Source organism: Micrococcus sp. TCR-5 (genome assembly GCF_052220525.1).
In the GTDB taxonomy this organism is placed as follows: Bacteria; Actinomycetota; Actinomycetes; order Actinomycetales; family Micrococcaceae; genus Micrococcus; species Micrococcus luteus.
In genome coordinates, this window is record NZ_JBQPDO010000018.1 from 1 (window position 1) to 21,294 (window position 21,294).

Here is a 21,294-nt window from a genome sequence, read left to right on the forward strand (position 1 = left end):
TGTTGGTGCGAGGCCCTTCCCGCATTTCTGGACTGTTTTCCCCGCAAGGACGGTCTGCCACAGGCTCCGGGCACTAGCCTGGTCCCCTGAGGACCCGGCCGCGAGGCCGGCACATGAGGAACAGAGACCGCGTTCCCGCGGACCGTCGCGGCGTGACGCCCAGGAAGGACACCATGGCTGAGGACACCCCCCGAGAGCGCCGCGAGGACCGCGGATCCGAGGGCCGCGGGCCCCGTGGTGGCGGTGATGGCCGGCGTCGTGGTGGAGACCGCGACGGACGTCCTCGCAGCGGTGCCGGTGACCGGCGCCGCTCCGGCGGGCCTCACGAGGACCGGCGGCGCGGCCCGGGCCAGGGGGGCGGACGCCCCGAGCGCCGCGGTGCGCCGACGGGCCCTCGTCGCGAGGACCGCGCCGAACGACCCGCGCACAATCCCGGTGACCTCCGAGCGGCGAATCGTGCGGACCAGGAGCGCTCTCCGGACATCGACCCGGACGTGACGGGCCAGGAGCTCGACCGCGGCACGCTCAAGGAGATCAACGGCCTTGACGAGCGTCCTGCCAGCTGGGTCGCCAAGCATCTCGTGATGGCCGGCCGCTACCTGGACGTCGACCCGGCGCTGGCGTTCCAGCACGCCCTCGCCGCGTCCCGCAAGGGCGGCCGCCTCTCACGCGTGCGCGAGGCAGTCGCGCTCACCGCCTACGCGGCGGGGGAGTACGCCGACGCGCTGCGCGAGTTCCGCACCTACCGGCGTATGACGGGCGATGACACCCACATCGCCGCGCAGGTGGATAGCGAGCGTGCCCTCGGCCGCACGGAGAAGGCCCTGCAGCTGGCCGCCGAGGTGGATGCCTCGCGTCTGGACCGGGCGGCGCGGGCCGAGCTGGCCATGGTCGTCTCCGGCATCCGCGAGGACGCCGGCGACCTCCAGGGCGCCCATGAGGCCCTGCAGATCCCGGAACTGGACCGGCGGCGCGGCTACCCCTTCTCTCCCCGGCTGTTCCAGCGTCAGGCCGACGTGCTGCTCGCCCTGGGGCGCCGCGACGAGGCTCGGCTCTGGGCGCGCGCCGTGCGCGTCGCGGAGAAGGCCCTCGGCGTGGGCGGGTTCGCGGACCCGGAGATCATCGACGTGGACACCGAGCCGGTCGAGGACCCCCGGGACCGCCGCCCGTCCCCCCGCGAACGGCGCCACGAGCGGTCTGCGGCCGAGGCCGGTGCGGAGCCGACGGCGGACGGATCCCCGGCCGAGGAGCCGGAGGCCGCCACGGAGCCGCCGGCCGCCGTCGACGCGCCGGACGAGGTCGACCCGAACCAGCTGTCGCTGTTCGACGCCCTCGAGGCCCCGGAGGCGGACGGTCGGTGAGCGCCACGTTCTTCGACGGTCACGACGGGCTGCTGTGCGACCTGGACGGCGTCGTCTACGCCGGAGGCGGCGCGATCGCCGGGGCGGTCGAGACGCTGTCGACGCTGCAGGAACGGGGCGTGCCGGTCGGGTTCGTGACGAACAACGCCTCCCGCGCGCCGGAGTCCGTGGCCGAGCATCTCCGCACGCTCGGGGTGCCCGCGCAGGCGGGGCAGGTCTTCGGCTCCGCACCGGCGGGCGTCGACCTGCTCGAGGAGACGCTGGGCCGCCGCACCGGTCGGGTGCTCGTGGTCGGCTCGGCGTACCTGCGCGCCGTGGTCGAGGAGCGGGGCTACGAGGTGGTCGCGTCCGCGGCGCAGCGTCCCGACGCGGTGATCCAGGGCTTCGACCCCGGTCTCGGCTGGGCCGATCTGGCGGAGGCGGCGTACGCCGTGCGCGCCGGGGCCACCTGGGTCGCCACCAACCTGGACACCTCGATTCCGCGCGCGGAGGGGATCGCCCCCGGCAACGGGGCCCTCGTCGAGGCGGTGGGCCGGGCCACCGGCACCGCGCCCGTCGCGGCGGGCAAGCCCGAGCCACGACTGTTCCGGACGGCGGCCGACGCCCTCGGCCTGGCCCGTCCCCTCGTGGTCGGCGACCGCCTGGACACGGACATCCGCGGCGGCAACGCGGCGGGGTTCGACACGGTGCTCGTCCTGACCGGCATCGACACGCGCGAGACCGCGGGCGCCGCCCCCGGGCCAGACCGGCCGACGTGGGTCCGTGCTCACCTGCCCGCTCTGCTCGCCGGCGGGGCCGAGGCCTCCGCGGACCCACGGCGTGGCTGAGACCGCACGCGCCGACGTCGCCCTGGCCGCTCGGGGCCTGGCACGCTCCCGCACGGAGGGCGCGGCGCTCATCCGCGCGGGACAGGTGCTCCTCGACGGCCGCCCGGTGCGCCGGCCCGCCGACCGCGTGGCCGCCGACGCCACCCTGCGCCTGCGCGACCCGGGCCCGCGGTACGTCTCCCGTGCGGCCCACAAGCTGGTCAGCGCACTCGAGGCGTTCCCGGACGTGGGCGTGGCCGGCCGCCGGGCGCTCGACGCCGGGGCCTCCACCGGCGGCTTCACCCAGGTCCTCCTCGAGCGGGGCGCTGAACGGGTGGCCGCCGTCGACGTGGGCCACGACCAGCTGGCCCCGCCCGTCCGGGCCGACCCTCGCGTCCTCGTGCGCGAGGGGCTCAACGTCCGCGACCTCACGGCCGAGGACATCGACGGTCCGGTGGACCTGGTGGTCTCCGACCTGTCCTTCATCTCGCTGCGTCTCGTCCTCGCCCCGCTCGCGGGCGTGTGCCGACCCGGCGCCGAGCTGCTGCTCATGGTCAAGCCCCAGTTCGAGGTCGGGCGGCGCGCTCTGCCGCGGACGGGCGTCGTGACCGATCCCGACGCCCGCCGCGACGCCGTCGCGGGGGTGGCCGCGGCCGCGCTGGGCGCCGGCCTCGCACCGCGCGGCCTTGCCCGATCCGGCCTGGCCGGCCAGGACGGGAACGCCGAGTTCTTCCTGCGACTCCGCCGTCCCGACGCCACCGCGGCCGACGACCCGGCTGGCGGGACGGGCCCGGCCACGCCCGCCGGCGAGAGCGCCGCCGGGTGGGTCCGGGGCGCGCACATCGACTGGTCCTGACCCCCGACCGGGGGACACCGCCCGTCCACGGGCGCGGGGCCACCGGTTCGCGCGTCCGGTCTCGTGGCTATCCTGGAGCGCAGTGCCCGGCACCCCGGCCCGCGGAAGGAACCATGCCCTACACCCCCGGACGTCGCGTCCTCGTCCTGACCCACACGGGCCGCGAGGACGCCATCAGCGCGGCGCTGCAGGCCACCCGCATGTTCGCGGAGGAGGGCCTGGTCAGCGTCATGCTCGAACAGGACGTGGCCGCCATCCGCGCGGCCGCGGGGGACCCCCCGGAGTTCGCGCCGGAGGCCCTCGGGGTCGACTGCGAGCTCGAGGACATCACCCTCGGCCTCGTCCTCGGCGGCGACGGCTCGGTGCTGCGGGCGGCCGACTTCGTCCGCGGCTACAACGTGCCGCTGCTGGCGGTGAACCTGGGCCACGTCGGCTTCCTCGCCGAGTCCGAGCGCACCGACCTGCACCGCACCGTCCAGGCGATCGCCTCGGAGTCCTACGTGGTGATCGAGCGCATGGCCCTGGACGTCGTCGTGCACGTGGAGGGCCGCGAGGTGGCCCGCACGTGGGCCCTCAACGAGGCCTCCGTGGAGAAGTCCCACCGGGAGCGGATGCTCGAGGTGGTCGTGTCCGTGGACAACTCGCCGCTGACGGCCTTCGGCTGCGACGGCGTCGTGCTGGCCACCCCCACCGGCTCCACGGCCTACGCCTTCTCCGGCGGGGGCCCTGTGGTGTGGCCCTCCGTGGAGGCCCTGCTGTGCGTGCCCATCAGCGCCCACGCCCTGTTCACCCGCCCCCTCGTGGTGGGTCCGCGCTCCACGATCGGCGTGGACGTGCTCACCCGCACCCGCGAGACCGGTGTGCTGTGGTGTGACGGCCGGCGCACCGTCGAACTGCCGCCGCAGGCCCGGATCGAGGTGTCCCGGTCGGCGGAGCCGGTGCGCCTGGCCCGTCTCAACCCGACTCCCTTCGCGGAACGGCTGGTGCGCAAGTTCCGGCTGCCCACGGACGGCTGGCGCGGCCCCGTCACCGCCCAGGAGCGGGCGGGCGTGCTCCACGCGGTGGAGACCGTCGAGCCGCGGCACGCGGGGCCGCGTCCCGACGTCGTCGAACCGGCCACCATGCCGCTGTCGGTGCTCTCGCCCGCGGACATCCAGCGCCACCGCGACCGCGGGGCGCGTCACCCCGGGGAGGACGCATGATCGACCATCTGAGGATCTCGGGGCTCGGCGTGATCGGCGAGGCCACCGTGGACCTGGACCCCGGCTTCACCGTCGTCACCGGTGAGACCGGCGCCGGCAAGACCATGGTGGTCACCGCCCTGGGCCTGCTGCTCGGTGCTCGCGCCGACGCGGGCGCGGTCCGCCGGGGCTCGTCCCGAGCCGTCGTGGACGCCGGCGTGCGCGTGGCCGCGGACCACGCGGCGCTCCGCCTGGCTCAGGAGGCCGGTGCGGTCGTGGACGAGGGCGACGACGGCACCCGCGACCTGGTCCTCAGCCGCAGCGTCACGGCGTCGGGGGAGGGCACACGCTCCCGCGCCGCGGCCGGCGGCCGTTCCGTGCCCGTGGGCCTGCTCTCCGAGATCGGGGCCACGCTCGTGGCCGTGCACGGGCAGAACGACCAGGTCCGCCTCCAGGGCGCCGACGCCCAGCGGCACGCCCTCGATGCGTTCGGCGGCGCCGAGCTCGCCGCGGCCCTGCGGGCCTACCGCGCCGACCACGCCGCCTGGGCCGCCGCGCGTCGGGAGCGCGAGGAGCTCACCACCCACCGCCAGGAGCGGGCCCGCGAGGCCGAGGCGCTCCAGCGCTCGCTCGAGGAGATCGACCTCGCCGACCCGCAGGAGGGGGAGGACGAGGAGCTGCGGGCTCTCATCCGCCGGCTCGAGGACGTCGAGGAGCTGCGTGCCGCCTCGGGGGAGGCGCACGCCCGACTGGCCGGCCCCGACGTGGACGCGATGGACGAGACCCCCGGCGCCGTCAGCCTCGTGGAGGGGGCGCGGCAGGCCGTGCTCGCCGCCCCCGGCGACGACCCCGAGCTCGCCGCCGCGGCCGCGCGCCTGGCCGAGGCCGCCGTCGTGCTCACGGACATCGCCGGCGACCTGGCCCGCTACACCGCTGACCTGGACGCCGACGCGGCCTCCGACCTCGACGCGGCCCAGTCGCGGCTGGCCGAGCTCACACGACTGCAGCGGCTCTACGGGCCGGAGCTCGCCGACGTGATCGACTGGGCCCGGACCCAGCGTCCGCGCCTGGACGAGCTGCAGGGCGACTCCGGCCGCCTCGAGGAGCTCGAGGCGGAGGTCGACCGGCTGGACGCCGCGCTGCGCGAGCGGGCCGCGACCCTCACCGCCCTGCGCACCGCGGCCGCCGAGCGGCTCGAGACCGCGGTGACCGAGGAGCTGCACGCCCTGTTCATGCCGGACGCCTCGTTCCACGTCGGGCTGACGCCGGTCGCCGGGGACGGTCTCGGCCCGTACGGCGCTGAGGACGTCACGCTCGCCCTGCGCCCCCACGCGGGCGTCGAGCCCCGGCCCCTGGGCCGCGGCGCCTCCGGCGGCGAGCTCTCCCGCGTGATGCTCGCCCTCGAGGTGGTCCTGGCCGCCACGGACCCGGTGCCCACCTTCGTGTTCGACGAGGTCGACGCCGGCGTGGGCGGTGAGGCCGCCGTGCGGATCGGGGCACGCCTGGCCCGGCTCGCCCGCCACGTGCAGGTCATCGCCGTGACGCACCTGCCCCAGGTCGCCGCCTATGCGGACCGGCACGTGCGGGTGGAGAAGAACTCGGATCCGGCCGCGGGTGTGACCACCTCCGACGTCGTGACCCTGACGGCCGACGAACGGGTCGAGGAGCTCGCCCGCATGCTCGCCGGCCGCGGGGACTCCGCGGCGGCCCGCGAGCACGCCCGGGAGCTGCTCGAGTCCTCCGCCCGCGAACGCGGCTGACCCGGTCCGCGGACGCCGCCCCGACATGAAAGGATCGCCCCATGCCTGAGATCCCCGCGTCCGCGGGACGCTCGCCCCTGCGCGACCTGCACGTCCCCCGCCCGGTGAAGAAGTCGAAGACCGTCTACGAGGGCCGAGTGTGGGACATCGCCCGGGAGTCGTTCCGCCTGGACCCGGCGGACAAGTCCCGGGATCCGCTGACCCGGGAGCTGATGGTGCACCCGGGCGCCGTGGCGATCCTCGCGGTCCGCACCAAGCTCACCACCACCGGCCCCCGCGAGCAGGTGGCCCTCGTCCGCCAGTACCGCCACCCCGTGGGCATGGAGCTGTGGGAGATCCCGGCGGGCCTGCGGGACGTGGACGGGGAGGACCTCCACCAGGTCGCCGTCCGTGAGCTGGCCGAGGAGGCCGACCTGCGCGCCCGCGAGTGGCACACCCTCGTCGACTACTACACGACCCCGGGCGGCTCCAGCGAGGCGATCCGCGTGTTCCTGGCCCGTCAGATCGAGGAGATCCCCGACGGCGAGCGGCACACCCGGCAGGACGAGGAGGCGGCCATGCCGCTCGTGTGGGTCGGCCTCGACGAGGTGACCGACGCCGTCCTGGACGGCCGGGTGCACAACCCGTCCACCGTCGTCGCCGTGCTGGCCCTGGGCGCCCACCGGGCCCAGGGCTGGCGACGCCTGCGTCCCGTGGACGCGCCGTTCGTCCCCGACCGCCACGGCCCCGGGGCGGACTGGCCCGCGTGAGCACCGACCCGGCCGCCCGGGGGAGCGGCGAGGCCGAGGCCCGTGGGAGCCGTGGGGGCCGGGGCGCGGAGTCCGCGCTCGCGGCCCCGTTCCGCCGCCACCTGGAGCACCTGGCCGTCGAGCGGGGCCTCGCCGCGAACACGCTGGCCGCCTACCGCCGCGACCTTGAGCGCTACCGCCGCTGGCTCGAGGCCCAGGGGGTGCGCGCCCCCGCCGACGTCGACCCGGGCCACGTCTCGGGCTTTCTGCGGGCGCTGGGCACCGGCGAGGACGGCGCGCGGCCCCTCGCGGTCCGCTCGGCGGCCCGCGTGCTCGCGGCCGTGCGCGGCCTGCACCGGTTCTGGGCCCTCGAGGGCCTCACGCCCGCCGACCCCGCCCTCGACGTCCACCCGCCGAAGCCGGGCGCCCGCCTGCCGAAGGCGCTCCCCGTGGAGCAGGTGACGGCGCTGCTGGAGGCCGTGCCCGTCGACACCCCCGCCGGACTGCGGGACCGCGCGCTGCTCGAGTTCCTCTACGGCACCGGCGCCCGCATCTCCGAGGTGGTCGGCCTCGACGTCGACGACGTGGTGGGGCTCGCGCAGACCGGGGACGACGGCGGCCAGCCCGTGGTCCGCCTGTTCGGCAAGGGGTCCAAGGAGCGCGTGGTGCCGATCGGCTCCTACGCGGCCGCCGCGCTCGACGCATGGCTGGTGCGGGGACGGCCCACGATCATGACGGGAGTCACACGCTCCACGCCCGCCCTGTTCGTCAACGCCCGCGGGGGCCGGCTCTCCCGGCAGTCCGCGTGGGCCGTGCTGAAGCGGGCGGCCGAGCGCGCCGGCCTCGAGGCGGACGTCTCGCCCCACACCCTGCGCCACTGCTTCGCCACGCACCTGCTGGCCGGCGGCGCGGACGTCCGCGTGGTCCAGGAGCTGCTCGGGCACGCGTCCGTGACCACCACGCAGGTGTACACCCTCGTCACCGTGGACTCCCTGCGCGAGGTCTACTCCGCCGCGCATCCGCGCGCGCGCTGAGCCCCGCACCTGATACGCTCAAAATCCGTGGTGAAACGAACTTCTCGTACTCAGACGTCCACGCGCGTCACCCGTCACGTGTTCGTGACCGGCGGTGTCGCCTCCTCCCTCGGCAAGGGGCTCACGGCCTCCTCGCTCGGCCACCTGCTCAAGGCGCGCGGGCTCAGGGTGGTGATGCAGAAGCTCGACCCCTACCTCAACGTGGACCCGGGCACCATGAACCCGTTCCAGCACGGCGAGGTGTTCGTCACCGAGGACGGCGCCGAGACGGACCTGGACATCGGCCACTACGAGCGCTTCCTCGACGAGGACCTCGACGGCCTGGACAACGTGACCACCGGCCAGGTGTACTCCACCGTGATCGCCCGCGAGCGCCGCGGCGAGTACCTCGGGGACACCGTCCAGGTCATCCCGCACATCACCGACGAGATCTGCCGCCGGATGCGCCTGCCCGCGGAGCCCCGCGGCGACCGCCCCGCCCCGGACGTGATCATCACGGAGATCGGCGGCACCGTCGGCGACATCGAGTCGCAGCCCTTCCTCGAGGCCGCCCGCCAGGTCCGCCAGGACGTCGGCCGCGACGACGTCTTCTTCCTGCACGTCTCCCTCGTGCCGTACATCGGCCCCTCGCAGGAGCTCAAGACCAAGCCCACACAGCACTCCGTGGCCGCCCTGCGCTCGATCGGCATCCAGCCGGACGCGATCGTGCTGCGCTCGGACCGGGCCGTCCCCGACGATGTCCGCGGCAAGATCGCCCGCATGTGCGACGTCCCGCAGGACGCCGTCGTCAACTGCGCCGACGCCCCCTCCATCTACGACATCCCCCGCGTCATCCACGACCAGGGCCTCGACGCCCACGTGGTGCAGTCCCTGGACCTGAAGTTCAAGGACGTGGACTGGACCGCGTGGGATGCCCTCATGGACGCCGTGCACCACCCGGAGCACGAGCTCACGGTGGCGCTCGTGGGCAAGTACGTGGACCTGCCGGACGCCTACCTGTCCGTCACCGAGGCGCTGCGCGCCGGTGGCTTCGCCCACCGGGCCAAGGTGGGCATCCGCTGGGTGGCCGCGGACGAGTGCGCCACCCCCGAGGGCGCGGCGGTGGCGCTCGCGGACGTCGACGCCGTGTGTGTGCCCGGCGGCTTCGGCGTGCGCGGGCTCGAGGGCAAGCTCGGCGCGCTGCGGCACGCCCGCGAGCAGCGGATCCCGACGCTGGGTCTGTGCCTGGGCCTGCAGTCCATGGTCATCGAGTACGCCCGCAACGTCCTCGGCCTGGAGGACGCGGACTCCACCGAGTTCGACCCGGAGACCGCCTCGCCCGTGATCGCCACCATGGCCGAGCAGGAGCAGATCGTGGCCGGCGAGGGGGACCTCGGCGGCACCATGCGCCTGGGCGCCTTCCCCGCGACCCTGCGCCCGGGCTCCGTGGTGGCCGAGGCCTACGGCACCACCGAGGTGACCGAGCGCCACCGCCACCGCTACGAGGTGAACAACGCCTACCGCGACCGCCTCGAGGAGGCCGGTCTCGCGATCTGCGGCACCTCCCCGGACGGCGCCCTCGTGGAGTTCGTGGAGCTGCCCCGGGACGTGCACCCGTACTACGTGTCCACGCAGGCCCACCCGGAGTTCTCCTCCCGGCCGACCCGCCCGCACCCGCTGTTCGCCGGCCTCGTCGCCGCCGGCCTGGCCCGCCGCGCCGACGCGGCGGCCCGGCGCTGAGGGGCCGACGACCGGCCCGACACAGTGGTCACGACACGCCGTCGCCGCGCCCGGCACGCGGCGTGTCGTGACCACTCTGCGAGGGCGTCGCACCGATGACGACACGACGACGGCGGGCCGCCCCACCCGGGGCGACCCGCCGTCGTCGTGCACGCGGCACCGCGCCGCGAGCGAATGGGGCGACGTGTCGGAGGTGATCTGCGTCTACACCTCCGACAAGTCGCCCCGACCGCCCCTCACGAGGCTCAGCCCGCCGGCAGCTCCCGCTGCTCGGGGCCGTCGTAGGCCGAGAGCGGGCGGATCAGCGCGTTCGCGGCGCGCTGCTCCATGATGTGGGCGGTCCAGCCGGTGATGCGCGAGGCGATGAAGATCGGCGTGAACAGCTCGGTGTCGAAGCCCATGAGGTGATACGTCGGGCCGGCGGGGTAGTCGAGGTTCGGCTTGATCTGCTTGGCCTCGTCCATGGCCTGCTCCAGACCGTCGTACAGGCCGAGCATCTCCTCGCGGCCGTAGTGCTCGATCATCCGGTCCAGTGCGGCCTTCATGGTGGGCACGCGGGAGTCCCCGTTCTTGTAGACGCGGTGGCCGAAGCCCATGACCTTCTTCTTCTGGGCCAGGGCGTCCTCCATCCACGCCTTCGCTCGGGCGGCGGCGTCCTCACGGGACTCCTCCTTCCGGATGCCGATCTCGTCGAAGGTGTGCATCACGGCCTCGTTGGCGCCGCCGTGCAGGGGGCCCTTGAGCGCGCCGATCGCACCGGTCACGGCCGAGTGCAGGTCGGAGAGCGTCGAGGTGATCACGCGCGCGGTGAAGGTCGAGGCGTTGAACGAGTGCTCGGCGTACAGCACCATCGAGACGCGGAACGCGTCCACGACCTCCGGGGCGGCCTCCTCGCCGAACGTCATCCAGAGGAAGTTCTGCGAGTAGTCCAGGTCCTCGCGCGGCTCCACCACGTCCTGGCCGCGCCGGCGGCGCTGGTCGTAGGCGACGACGGCCGGGAACGCCGCGAACAGGGCCTGGGCCTTCTCCAGCTCGGCCTCGGGGGAGGAGTCCTCCGCCTTCGGGTGGTTCGCGCCGAGCACGGACACGGCGGTGCGTCCGACGTCCATGGGGTGGCAGTCGGTGGGCAGCAGGTCGATGGCCTGCTTCACCTTCGGGTCGAGGGCACGGTGCGCGCGCTCGAAGTGCTCGAACGCGGCCAGCTCCTCGTCCGTGGGCAGCTCGCCCGTCCAGAGCAGCAGCGCGACGGCCTCGAACGAAAGCTGCGCGGCCAGGTCCTGCACGGGATAGCCGCGATACAGCAGGGAGTTCGTCTCCGGGTTGACCTTGGAGATCGCCGTGGTGTCCACGACGACGCCGGCCAGGCCCTTCTTGATCTCGGTCTCGGTCATGGTGTCCCTCCTCGGGGAGTGGGGCCCGCCCGCGCACGGGCGGGCCCGGTGACGGGTCAGAGGTCGGCGTGGTTGGCGCCGATGTCGAGCGTGGGCACGTCGAAGTTGAAGATGCCCGTGTCGAAGGCGTTGTAGCCCTCGTAGTCCACCAGCTCGTAGAGGCGGGCGCGGGTGAGCATCTGCTCCACCTGCGACTGCTGGGTGCCCTCCTCCTTGATGGCGTCGAGCACGCGCTCGGCGGCGCCCATCGCGGAGCGCAGCAGGGTGACCGGGTAGATCACCATCGCGACGCCGGCGTCGGCCAGCTGCTGGCGGGTGAACAGCTCGGACTTGCCGAACTCGGTCATGTTCGCCAGGACCGGGACCCCGAGGGGCTCCAGCTCGCGACACACGGTCTCGAACTCGCCGATGTCCTTCAGGGCCTCCGGGAAGATCGCGTCCGCACCGGCCTCCACGAGCGCCTTCATGCGGGCGATCGCGGCGTCCAGGCCTTCCACGGCCCGCAGGTCGGTGCGCGCCATGATGAGGAAGTTCGGGTCCCGGCGGGCGTCGACGGCGGCGGCGATGCGCTTGACCGCGGTGTCGAGGTCCACCATGTTCTTGCCGTCGAGGTGGCCGCACCGCTTGGGGTTGAACTGGTCCTCGATGTGGCAGCCGGCCAGGCCGGCGTTCTCGAACTCCTGCACCGTGCGGGCCACGTTCATCGGCTCGCCGAAGCCCGTGTCCGCGTCGATGAGGCACGGCAGGTCCGTGAGGCGGGCGATCTGCCCGCCGCGCACGGCCACCTCGGTGAGCGTGGTCAGCCCGACGTCGGGCAGGCCCAGCTCGTTCGCGAGCACGCCACCGGAGATGTACACCCCGGGGAAGCCCTTCTCCTGGATCAGCTTGGCGGTCAGCGGCGTGAACGCGCCCGGGAACTGCTGGGCGCCGCCCTGCTTCAGGGTCTGCCGCAGGTCGATCCGCTTCTGTTCGGCCGTCTTCGTCGAGTACAGCATCAGAACAGGCCCTTCGGGGCGGCGGCGAGGTCGGCCTCGGACAGGAACGCCGGGTCCGCCAGGATGTTCAGCTGGTCCAGCTCGCCGGGCTGCAGCTCGGCCACGCGCTCGGCGGCGGCCAGGAAGCGGTCCTGCTCCTCCTTCGAGACGATGCCCTCGGCCAGGGTGCGGAACTTCTGGATGTACTGCTCGCGGGCGAACGGCCGGGCGCCGAGCGGGTGGGCGTCGGCCACGGCGATCTCGTCGGTGATGACGGCGCCGTCCTTGAGGGTGATCTCCACCGCGCCGCCGAACGCCTTCTCCGCGAGGTCCAGCGAGTGGTACCGGCGGGTCCACTCCGGGTCCTCCACGGTGGTCACCTTGTGCCACAGGGCCACGGTGTCCTCGCGCTGGGCGCGCTCGGGGGCGTAGGAGTCCACGTGGTGCCAGGAGCCGTCCTGCAGGGCCACGGTGAAGATGTAGGGGATGGAGTGGTCGAGGGTCTCGCGCGAGGCCGTCGGATCGTACTTCTGCGGGTCGTTGGCGCCCGAGCCGATCACGTAGTGGGTGTGGTGCGAGGTCTTGATCAGCACCGACTCGACGTTCGCCGGGTCGGTGGCCTCCGGGTGCTCCCTGTGGAGCTTGCGGGCCAGGTCGATCCAGGCCTGGGCCTGGTACTCGGCCGAGTGCTCCTTGGTGTAGGTGTCCAGGATGCCGCGCTTGGGCTCGCCCTGCTCGGGCAGCGGCACCTCGTAGGAGGCGTCCGGGCCGTCCAGCAGCCAGGCGATCACGCCGTCCTCGCCCTCGTAGATCGGGACGGGGGAGGTCTGGCCGCGCATGGCGCGGTCCACGGCCTCGACGGCCATCTTGCCGGCGAACGCCGGGGCGTGGGCCTTCCACGTGGAGATCTCGCCCTTGCGGGACTGGCGGGTGGCGGTGGTGGTGTGCAGGCCCTGGCCGATGGCCTGGAAGATGGTCTCGGTGTCCAGGCCGAGCAGGGTGCCGATGCCGGCGGAGGCGGAGGGGCCGATGTGGGCCACGTGGTCGATCTTGTGGCCGTACAGGTTGATGGACTTCACGAGGTCCACCTGGATCTCGTAGCCGGTGGCGATGCCGCGGATCAGGTCCTTGCCGGAGCGGCCGGCGTGCTGGGCGACGGCGAGGATCGGCGGGATGTTGTCGCCCGGGTGGGAGTACTCGGCGGCCAGGAACGTGTCGTGGTAGTCCAGCTCGCGGACGGCCACGCCGTTGGCCCACGCGGCCCACTCGGGGGAGACCTTCTGCGCCACACCGAACACGGAGGCGCCCTCGCCGCCGGTGGAGACCGGGTGGGACAGGGCCTGGGCGCGGGCGGCGACGATCGGGCCGCGCTTCAGCGAGGCGACGGCGACGGAGGCGTTGTCGATGATCCGGTTGATGATCATCTCCTCGACCTCGGGCAGCACCTCGACGTCGTCGACGGCCACCTCGGCCAGCTTCCAGGCCAGCTGGTCCTTGCGCTCGAGGTTCTCCTCGGAGCGGTGGACGCGCACGTGATGGTTCTTCATGGTCGGTCTCCTTCGGTGGGGGTCAGCAGGGTCGGGGTCTCCTCGGCGCGGCCGCGCCGGGTCAGATGGTGGAAGGCGTGGTGCAGGTGGACCCGCGTGGTCGCCTCCGCGAGGTCCGCGGCGCCCGAGCCGACGGCGTCGGCGATGTCCGCGTGCTCCGCGGCGGAGGCCGCGAGGCGGGCCGGGTCGTCCGCGGCCAGGCGGCGCAGGCGCGCCAGGTGCAGGCGCAGGGTGCGCAGGGTGGAGACGAGGTAGGGGTTCGCGGCGGCCTCGTCCAGCCGGCTGTCCAGCTCGGCCGTCATCGCGTAGTAGTCCGCCGGGTCGGTCCCGCCGCGCAGGGCCACCTCGGCCTCCTGGAAACGGCCCGCGAGGACCGTGAACCGCTCGGCCGCCTCCGGGGTGGCCCGCTGCGCGGCCCGGCGCGCCAGGAGGGACTCGAGGGCGATGCGCAGGTCGAACAGCTGGTCCGCCTGTTCGAGGGACAGGTCGGCGACGACGATGCCCCGGCCCGGGGCCTGCTCGGCCAGGCCGTCGGCCACCAGGCGGGAGAGCGCCTCGCGCAGAGGGGTGCGCGAGATGCCCAGGCGCTCGGCCTGCTCCACCTCGCCCAGGCCCGCGCCCGGAGGGAGGGACCAGTCGAGGATCTCCGCCCTCAGGGCCTGGTACGCCCGCTCACTCGCTCGCATGCCGCCAGTGTATACACAACAGTCCCGCCGAGGGCAGGGGGTGTGTCCGATGCGCGTGCCGGGCGACGCCGCCCACGAGGAGTGCCGTCCGGCGTGCGGGGGCTGGGTGGTGCGTCCCCGGCGCGGGACTCGCGCGTGCCGCCACGCCTCACTGACGGGGCAAGAAATGTATACAGATTCCTTGCCCCCTGTGATCCACGGCACTACCCTGGGCGCATGGCGACCCACGATGCCCCCACCGAAGACCGCCCCTCCGGCGCGTACGCCGACGCCCACGCCCGGTCCCTCCGCGACCCCGAGGGGTTCTGGCTCGACGCGGCGCGCGCCATCGACTGGACCGTCGCGCCCACGCGCGCCCTCGACGACTCCGCCGCGCCCCTGTACCGCTGGTTCCCGGACGGCGAGCTGAACACCGCCTTCAACTGCCTGGACCGGCACGTCGAGGCGGGCCGCGGGGACGCCGTCGCGCTGATCCACGACTCCGCGATGACCGGCGAGGTCACCCGCTACACGTACGCCGAGCTCACGGACGCGGTGGCCCGCCTGGCCGGCGCCCTGGCCGCGCGCGGCGTCGGCAAGGGCGACCGCGTCCTCGTGTACCTGCCGATGATCCCGCAGGCCCACATCGCGATGCTGGCGTGCGCGCGGCTCGGCGCGGTGCACTCCGTGGTCTTCGGCGGCTTCGCCCCGCGCGAGCTCGCCTCCCGCATCGACGACGCCGCCCCCGACGTCGTGCTCACCTGCTCCGGCGGCATCGAGCCCAAGCGCCGGGTCGAATACCTGCCCGCCGTGGCCGAGGCGCTCGAGACCGCCGCGCACCCCGTGCGCACGGTGCTGGTCCACCACCGCGAGGGCTTCGAGACCGCGCTCGCGGACGCCGACGGGCGCGGGGGCGCGAGCTGGGAGGACTGGGGCGAGGCCGTCGCGGCCGCCGAGCCGGCCGACTGCGTCCCGGTGCGGGCCACCGACCCGCTGTACGTGCTCTACACCTCGGGCACCACGGGCAAGCCCAAGGGCGTCGTCCGGGACAACGGAGGCCACGCCGTCGCCCTGCGCTGGACCATGGAGCACATCTACGACGTCGGCCCGGGGCAGGCGATGTGCACCGCCTCGGACGTGGGCTGGGTCGTGGGGCACTCCTACATCGTCTACGGACCGCTGCTGGCCGGGGCCACCACGGTGATGTACGAGGGCAAGCCCGTGGGCACGCCCGACGCCGGCGCGTTCTGGCGGCTCATCGAGGACCACGGGGTCCGGTCCTTCTTCACGGCCCCCACGGCGCTGCGCGCGATCCGCCGCGCCGACCCCGAGGGCGAGCTGCTCCAGGCCCACGACCTGTCCTCCCTGCGGCACTTCTTCGCCGCGGGCGAGCGCCTGGACCCGGAGACGCAGCGGTGGATCGAGGGCCTGCTGGGCATGCCGGTGATCGACCACTGGTGGCAGACCGAGACCGGCTGGGCCATCGCGGCGAACCCGGTGGGCCTGGAACAGCTGCCGGTGAAGATCGGGTCGTCCTCGGTGCCCTCGCCGGGCGTGGACCTCGTGGTCCTGGACGGCCTGGGCGAGCCCGTGCCCGCCGGGACCGAGGGCAACATCGCCCTGCGGCTGCCGCTGCCCCCGGGCACCCTGCCCACCCTGTGGCGCGACGACCAGCGCTACATCGACTCCTACCTCAGCGCGTTCCCCGGCCATTACGCGACCGGTGACTCCGGCCTCGTGGACGAGGACGGCTACGTGTTCGTGCTCGGGCGCACCGACGACGTCATCAACGTCTCCGGGCACCGGCTGTCCACGGGCGTCCTCGAGGCCGCCCTGGCCGCGCACCCGGCGGTGGCCGAGTGCGCCGTGATCGGCGTCGCAGACCAGCTCAAGGGCCAGCGACCCTCGGGCTACGTGGTCCTCAAGTCCGGCGTCGAGACGCCCGAGGCCGGCTCGGAGGCCGAGGCCGCGCTCATGGACGAGCTGCGTCAGGCGGTGCGCCGCGAGGTGGGTCCGGTGGCGGACTTCCGCGACGTCGTCGTGGTGGACGCGCTGCCCAAGACCCGCTCGGGCAAGATCCTGCGCAAGACCATGCGGCAGATGGCCGACGGCGAGGAGTACGCGGTGCCCTCGACCATCGAGGACCCCGCCGTGCTCGAGGCCCTGGCCGGGGTGCTGCGCCCGGCCCGCTGAGCCCCGCTCACGTGCGGCCGGCCCAGCGGTACTCCTGCTCGGGCCGGCCGCGGCCGCCGTGCCGGGCCGAGCGCCGCACCCGGCGGATCCGCTCGAGGTGCTCGAGGTAGCGCCGGGCCGTCACGCGGGAGATGCCCAGGCGCTCGCCCACCTCGGCCGCGCTCAGGGCGGTCTCCGGGTCCGCCCCCAGCAGCTCCACCACCTCGCGCAGGGTGCCCTCGGTCAGCCCCTTGGGCAGGGCCTCGGCGCGCCGCTCGCGGGAGACGCGGAAGACGGCGTCCACCTGCTCCTGGCCGTCGAGGGCGCCGTCGCCGGCCAGCATCGCCGAGGCGGCGCGGAACCCGCCCAGTCGGTCCGCGAACTCGTCGAACCCGAACGGCTTCACGAGGTACTGCGTCACCCCGTACGCGACGGCCCGGCGCACCACCGGCAGGTCGGTGGCCGCGGTGAGCGCCAGCACCCCGCCGTGGAAGCCGGCCGCGCGCAGTTGGCGCAGGAAGTCCAGGCCGTGCCCGTCCGGCAGGTTCATGTCCAGCAGGACGACGTCGAACGGGAAGCGCCCGTTGGCGTGCAGGCCCGCCGCGGCGACCTGCCGCGCGGCCAGCAGGGAACCGGCCACCGCGGCCACCTCGAAGCCCGGCAGCCGGTCCAGGTGCGCCACGTAGGTCTCGGCCGTCAGCTGCTCGTCCTCGACGACGAGCACCCGGTACGGGCGGGCGGTCATATCTCCTCCTGGGGTCGGGGGGTGCGGGGCACCTCGACGGTGAACACGGTGCCCGAGTCGGTCGCGACGTCCGCGACCCCGCCGGCCTCCTCCGCGATCCGCCGCGTCAGCCACAGCCCCATGCCGCGTCCGGCGGCGCCGACGGGCTTCGTCGACCAGCCCCGGTCGAAGAGTCGGCCGCGGTCCGCGTCGGAGGGTCCGGGGCCGCCGTCGGCCAGCTTGCACGAGCAGGCCCGCGGCGTCCGAGACCACCTCGACGTCGACCCACCGGCCTGCCGCGGACAGGTCCGGTGCGGCGGCGGCGTCGAGGGCGTTGTCCACCAGGTTGCCCAGCACGGTCAGCAGATCGAGCGGGCGCAGCGGGGCGGGCGCGGTCAGCTCGGCGGACCAGGTCAGCGCCACGCCCCGCTCACGCGCCTGGGCGGCCTTCGCGTCGAGCAGGGCGGCGAGGACGTCGTCGGAGGCCTCCTCGTCCGCGGCGCGGCGGGACAGCACGGCCCGGGCGGCCTCCAGCCGGCCCGACTCCACGAGGGCGAGGGCGGTGTGCAGCTGGTTGGCGTGCTCGTGCGTCTGCGCGCGCAGCGCCGTGGTCAGGGTGTGGGCCACGGTGAGCTCGTCGCCGAGCCGCTGCAGGTCGGTGCGGTCGTGCAGGACGAGCACGCGCGATCCCGCCGGGGCGGTGGTCACGCCCTCGCGGGCGGCCGCGGCGAGGGCCGTCGGCGGGACCGACCCGCCGGGGTCGGAGCGGCCGGGCGCCCGCACGACACGCTGCTGCACCACGAGGACCCGTCCGCCGACGGCGAGGCTCGCCTCGCCGCTGACCGCGCCCGGCAGGGCTGCGGAGAGCTCGGTGGGCGGTCGAGGCTCGCCCGCGCCCTCCCAGCCGAGCAGGCGCGCGGCGGCGTCGTTGTGCAGGCGGACCCGCCCGTCCGGGGCGAGGACCACGACGCCGGCCTCGAGCGAGTCCATGGCCGTCTCGGCCAGCAGGAACTGCTCGGCGATCTGCTCGGGGCCGCGTCCGAGCGTCACCCGGTTCAGATACCGGCCCACGAGCCAGGCGACGAGCAGGCCGACGGCGGCCACGGCGGCCGAGCCCAGCAGGATGCCGGGGATCTGCGCCTCGGCCATGATGGTGACGTCGGAGATCTGCACGCCCATCGTGACCACGCCCACGACGGTGCCGTCCTCCGGGTCCACGACCGGTGCGAGCGCGCGCACCGAACGGCCCGCGGCACCGGTGCTCGAGAGCTCCACGACGGTGTCCCCGGCGACGACGGCGTCCACCGGCTTCGGGTAGCGGACACCGACCTGCTCGGGGCGCCAGCTCGCCAACCGCATCCCGTCCGGGTCCATCACGGTCAGCCACGAGACCTGTGCCTCGGCGATCCAGCCGTCGATCCCGGCCTGCAAGGCGGGGGCGTCGCCGGCCCGCAGGGCCGAGACGAGCGCGGGGTCGCGCGCCACGAGGGTGGTGACGCCCTGGACGTGGCGCTCCTCGACGCGCTGGGCCACCTCGCGGGCCTGGAGGTAGGCGCTCCACACGCTGAACAGGGCGATGGCCGCCACGAGCGCCACGTGGACCACGGCGATCCGCCGGGCAATCGACCACGGGTGGCGCATGCCTCTCCTCCCTCGGGCCGGCGACGCGCCGGTCCACCCCCACGATCCTGCAGTCCGTCGGCCGCCGTGACCACTATGACCGCAATCGTGACCGACACCACCCGGGGCCGCGAGAGTGGTCACATCCCTCCCGCGCCGTTGCGGACCGCTCGGCGGCGCCCCACCACCGCACAGAACGGAACGCCCGATGGCGCACACCCCACCGGCCGAGACCTCGGCCCCGCCGGCCCCGGCGACGAAGAAGGACCGCACCCACTGGCTGTACATCGCCGTGATCGCCTCGGTGGTGCTGGGCGCCGCCGTCGGCCTGTTCTTCCCCGAGTTCGGCAAGTCCCTCAAGCCGCTGGGCGACGGCTTCGTCTCCCTCATCAAGATGATGATCGGCCCGGTCATCTTCTGCACGATCGTCCTCGGCGTCGGCTCGATCGCCAAGGCCGCGACCGTCGGCCGCGTGGGCGGCATCGCCCTGGCCTACTTCATGACGATGTCCACGTTCGCGCTGGCCGTCGGCCTCGTCGTCGGCAACCTCATCCACCCCGGCGAGGGCCTCAAGCTGACGCCCTACGACCCGAACAAGCCCCAGGCCGCGGCGGACGGCACCGTCCAGTTCCTGCTGGACATCATCCCCGGCTCCCTGCCGGTGCTGCCCACCCTGTTCATCGCCCTGCTCGTGGGCTTCGCCCTGCAGCAGATGGGCCCGGCCGGCGCCCCGCTGCTGCGGGGTCTCACCCTGATCCAGGGCGTCGTGTTCCGCATCCTCATGATGGTGATGTGGGTCGCCCCGATCGGCGCGTTCGGTGCGATCGCCGCCGTCGTCGGCTCCACGGGCTGGTCCGCGATCGGCGCCATGGCGCTGCTCATGGGCGCCTTCTACCTGACCTGCATCGCCTTCATCGTGGTGGTGCTCGGCACCGTCCTGAAGGTCGTGACCGGCCTGAGCATCCTGTCCCTCATGAAGTACCTGGGCCGGGAGTACCTGCTCATCTTCGCCACCAGCTCCTCCGAGACCGCCCTGCCCCGCCTGATCGCCAAGATGGAGCACGCCGGCGTGGACAAGTCCGTCGTGGGCGTGACCGTGCCCACCGGCTACTCCTTCAACCTGGACGGCACCGCCATCTACCTGACCATGGCCGCGCTCTTCGTCTCCAACGCGATGGGCGCGGAGATGAACCTCGGCGAGCAGATCGGCCTGCTGGTATTCATGATCATCGCCTCGAAGGGCGCGGCCGGCGTCACCGGCGCGGGCATGGCCACGCTCGCCGCCGGCCTGCAGGCGCACCGACCCGAGCTGCTCGGCGGCATGGGCGTGATCGTGGGCATCGACAAGTTCATGTCCGAGGCCCGCGCCCTGACCAACTTCACCGGCAACGCCGTGGCCACGCTCCTCATCGGCCGCTGGGTGGGCGAGCTCGACGGCGAGCGTGCCCGGCGCGTCCTCAGTGGCGAGCTGCAGTTCGACGAGGCCACCGTGGCCGGCCACGACGGCGCCGCGCACGACCCGCAGCAGTCCCCGACGATCGCCGAGCAGGCCTACGAGGGCCACCCCGACTCCAGCCTGAACTTCACCATGGCCGCCGACGGCGACCGGAACCCCACCCGCTGACGGAGGCGGCGGGCCCGCGCGGCACGCCGCACCGTCGACCACCGGCGACGCCGGGGATGAGCCTGGACACCGGCCCGTCCCCGGCGTCGCCGTCGTCCCGGGAACGCCAGGCACTAGGGTGGGGGAAGATCCGGACACGCCGACGACGGCGGCCGCGGCGCGCCGCGGCCCGCGGCCGGGCGTGCAGACCACCGTGGAAGGAGCCGGCGCCGCCGTGACCTCGAGAGAACCGATCCCCGTGATGACCATCCACGGCGAGCCCGTGCTCGGGCCCACCGGCCGGCCCAAGCACGACTTCCCCGAGCCCGCGCCCCTGACCTCGCACGGCCCGGCGCGGATCATCTCGATGGTGAACCAGAAGGGCGGCGTCGGGAAGACGACCTCCACCATCAACCTGGGCGCCGCGCTCGCGGGCTACGGCCGCAGGGTGCTCATGGTGGACTTCGACCCGCAGGGCGCCCTCTCGGCCGGCCTGGGCGCGAACCCGCACGAGCTCGACACCACGGTGTACAACGTGCTCATGGAGCGGTCCGTGACCGCGAAGGACGCGATCCTGTCCACGGACTTCGAGAACATGGACCTGCTGCCGGCCAACATCGACCTGTCCGCGGCCGAGGTGCAGCTCGTCAACGAGGTGGCCCGCGAGCAGGTCCTCGAGCGCGCGCTGCGCCAGGTCCGCGACGACTACGACGTGGTCCTCATCGACTGCCAGCCCTCGCTGGGCCTGCTGACCGTCAACGCGCTGACCGCCTCGCACGGCGTGATCATCCCGCTGACCGCCGAGTTCTTCGCGCTGCGCGCGGTCGCCCTGCTCGTCGAGACGATCGAGAAGGTGCAGGACCGGCTCAACCCGGACCTGGAGATCGACGGCGTGCTGGCCACGATGTTCGACCAGCGAACCCTGCACTCCAAGGAGGTCGTGGGCTCGCTGGTGGCCGGCTTCGGGGACCGCGTGTTCGAGACCGTCATCAAGCGGTCCATCAAGTTCGCCGACGCCACGGTGGCGGCCACGCCCATCACCCTGTTCGCCGAGAACCACGACGGCGCCAAGGCCTACCGACAGCTCGCCCGCGAGCTGATCAGCCGCGGCGGCGCGCCGTGACCGCCCGCTGAGCGCCGACGACGCCGGCCC

General features: G+C 74.0%; 16 protein-coding genes. 11 read left to right on the top strand and 5 right to left on the bottom strand.

What is annotated here, in order from left to right; translation table 11 throughout:
* Positions 1-494 precede the first annotated feature (494 nt).
* The 8 genes from ACTSKS_RS09935 (at position 495) to ACTSKS_RS09970 (ending at position 9,445) form a co-directional block, all read left to right on the top strand.
* Positions 495-1,361, top strand: coding sequence for a hypothetical protein (locus tag ACTSKS_RS09935; protein ID WP_230278193.1), 867 nt, complete (start codon positions 495-497; stop codon positions 1,359-1,361).
* A complete protein-coding gene (locus ACTSKS_RS09940; RefSeq protein ID WP_123244153.1) occupies positions 1,358-2,188 on the top strand; it encodes an HAD-IIA family hydrolase in 831 nt (276 codons plus the stop codon). The genes ACTSKS_RS09935 and ACTSKS_RS09940 overlap by 4 nt, the downstream gene beginning before the upstream one ends.
* Positions 2,181-3,023 carry a TlyA family RNA methyltransferase gene (locus tag ACTSKS_RS09945; RefSeq protein ID WP_123244154.1) on the top strand — a complete coding sequence of 281 codons (843 nt, stop codon included), beginning with the start codon at positions 2,181-2,183 and terminating at the stop codon, positions 3,021-3,023. The genes ACTSKS_RS09940 and ACTSKS_RS09945 overlap by 8 nt, the downstream gene beginning before the upstream one ends.
* 113 nt (positions 3,024-3,136) lie before the next feature.
* Positions 3,137-4,225 (top strand): NAD kinase, encoded by a 1,089-nt coding sequence (locus ACTSKS_RS09950; RefSeq protein WP_065573206.1) that lies wholly within the window; start codon positions 3,137-3,139, stop codon positions 4,223-4,225.
* A complete protein-coding gene (gene recN / locus ACTSKS_RS09955; RefSeq protein WP_061866978.1) occupies positions 4,222-5,964 on the top strand; it encodes a DNA repair protein RecN in 1,743 nt (580 codons plus the stop codon). The genes ACTSKS_RS09950 and recN overlap by 4 nt, the downstream gene beginning before the upstream one ends.
* Positions 5,965-6,005: 41 nt before the next feature.
* Positions 6,006-6,713: an NUDIX domain-containing protein gene (locus ACTSKS_RS09960; RefSeq protein ID WP_041102685.1), complete on the top strand. Its 708-nt coding sequence runs from the start codon at positions 6,006-6,008 to the stop codon at positions 6,711-6,713.
* Entirely contained in the window at positions 6,710-7,726 is a 1,017-nt protein-coding gene (gene xerD / locus ACTSKS_RS09965) for a site-specific tyrosine recombinase XerD (protein WP_442927515.1), read from the top strand. Before ACTSKS_RS09960 ends, xerD begins: the two co-directional genes overlap by 4 nt.
* 9 nt (positions 7,727-7,735) lie before the next feature.
* Positions 7,736-9,445 (top strand): CTP synthase, encoded by a 1,710-nt coding sequence (locus ACTSKS_RS09970; protein WP_080695883.1) that lies wholly within the window; start codon positions 7,736-7,738, stop codon positions 9,443-9,445.
* Between the two features lie 245 nt (positions 9,446-9,690).
* On the opposite strand, the gene ACTSKS_RS09975 is transcribed toward ACTSKS_RS09970, so the two are convergent.
* The 4 genes from ACTSKS_RS09975 to ACTSKS_RS09990 are packed head-to-tail and all read right to left on the bottom strand — an operon-like array spanning position 9,691 to position 14,043.
* Positions 9,691-10,836, bottom strand: a complete 1,146-nt coding sequence (locus tag ACTSKS_RS09975; RefSeq protein ID WP_061866976.1) for a bifunctional 2-methylcitrate synthase/citrate synthase — start codon at positions 10,834-10,836, stop codon at positions 9,691-9,693.
* A 56-nt stretch (positions 10,837-10,892) separates the two neighbouring features.
* A complete protein-coding gene (gene prpB, locus ACTSKS_RS09980) occupies positions 10,893-11,831 on the bottom strand; it encodes a methylisocitrate lyase (RefSeq protein ID WP_063189203.1) in 939 nt (312 codons plus the stop codon).
* Positions 11,831-13,357 carry an MmgE/PrpD family protein gene (locus ACTSKS_RS09985; RefSeq protein ID WP_070708643.1) on the bottom strand — a complete coding sequence of 509 codons (1,527 nt, stop codon included), beginning with the start codon at positions 13,355-13,357 and terminating at the stop codon, positions 11,831-11,833. The genes prpB and ACTSKS_RS09985 overlap by 1 nt, the downstream gene beginning before the upstream one ends.
* Positions 13,354-14,043 (bottom strand): GntR family transcriptional regulator, encoded by a 690-nt coding sequence (locus ACTSKS_RS09990; RefSeq protein ID WP_070708642.1) that lies wholly within the window; start codon positions 14,041-14,043, stop codon positions 13,354-13,356. The genes ACTSKS_RS09985 and ACTSKS_RS09990 overlap by 4 nt, the downstream gene beginning before the upstream one ends.
* Before the next feature lie 216 nt (positions 14,044-14,259).
* Between ACTSKS_RS09990 and ACTSKS_RS09995 the strand changes: the two genes are divergently transcribed.
* Complete coding sequence (locus tag ACTSKS_RS09995) at positions 14,260-16,215, top strand: AMP-binding protein (protein ID WP_073117430.1); 1,956 nt, start codon at positions 14,260-14,262, stop codon at positions 16,213-16,215.
* A 7-nt stretch (positions 16,216-16,222) separates the two neighbouring features.
* Here the strand turns inward: ACTSKS_RS09995 and ACTSKS_RS10000 are convergent, their stop codons facing one another.
* Complete coding sequence (locus ACTSKS_RS10000; RefSeq protein WP_442927516.1) at positions 16,223-18,559, bottom strand: response regulator; 2,337 nt, start codon at positions 18,557-18,559, stop codon at positions 16,223-16,225.
* A 187-nt stretch (positions 18,560-18,746) separates the two neighbouring features.
* On the opposite strand from ACTSKS_RS10000, the gene ACTSKS_RS10005 reads away from it, so the two are divergent.
* Both ACTSKS_RS10005 and ACTSKS_RS10010 read left to right on the top strand, forming a co-directional pair.
* Positions 18,747-20,162, top strand: a complete 1,416-nt coding sequence (locus ACTSKS_RS10005) for a cation:dicarboxylate symporter family transporter (protein ID WP_442927517.1) — start codon at positions 18,747-18,749, stop codon at positions 20,160-20,162.
* A gap of 241 nt (positions 20,163-20,403) precedes the next feature.
* Positions 20,404-21,264: a ParA family protein gene (locus ACTSKS_RS10010; protein WP_050773867.1), complete on the top strand. Its 861-nt coding sequence runs from the start codon at positions 20,404-20,406 to the stop codon at positions 21,262-21,264.
* The last annotated feature ends 30 nt before the right edge of the window (positions 21,265-21,294 follow it).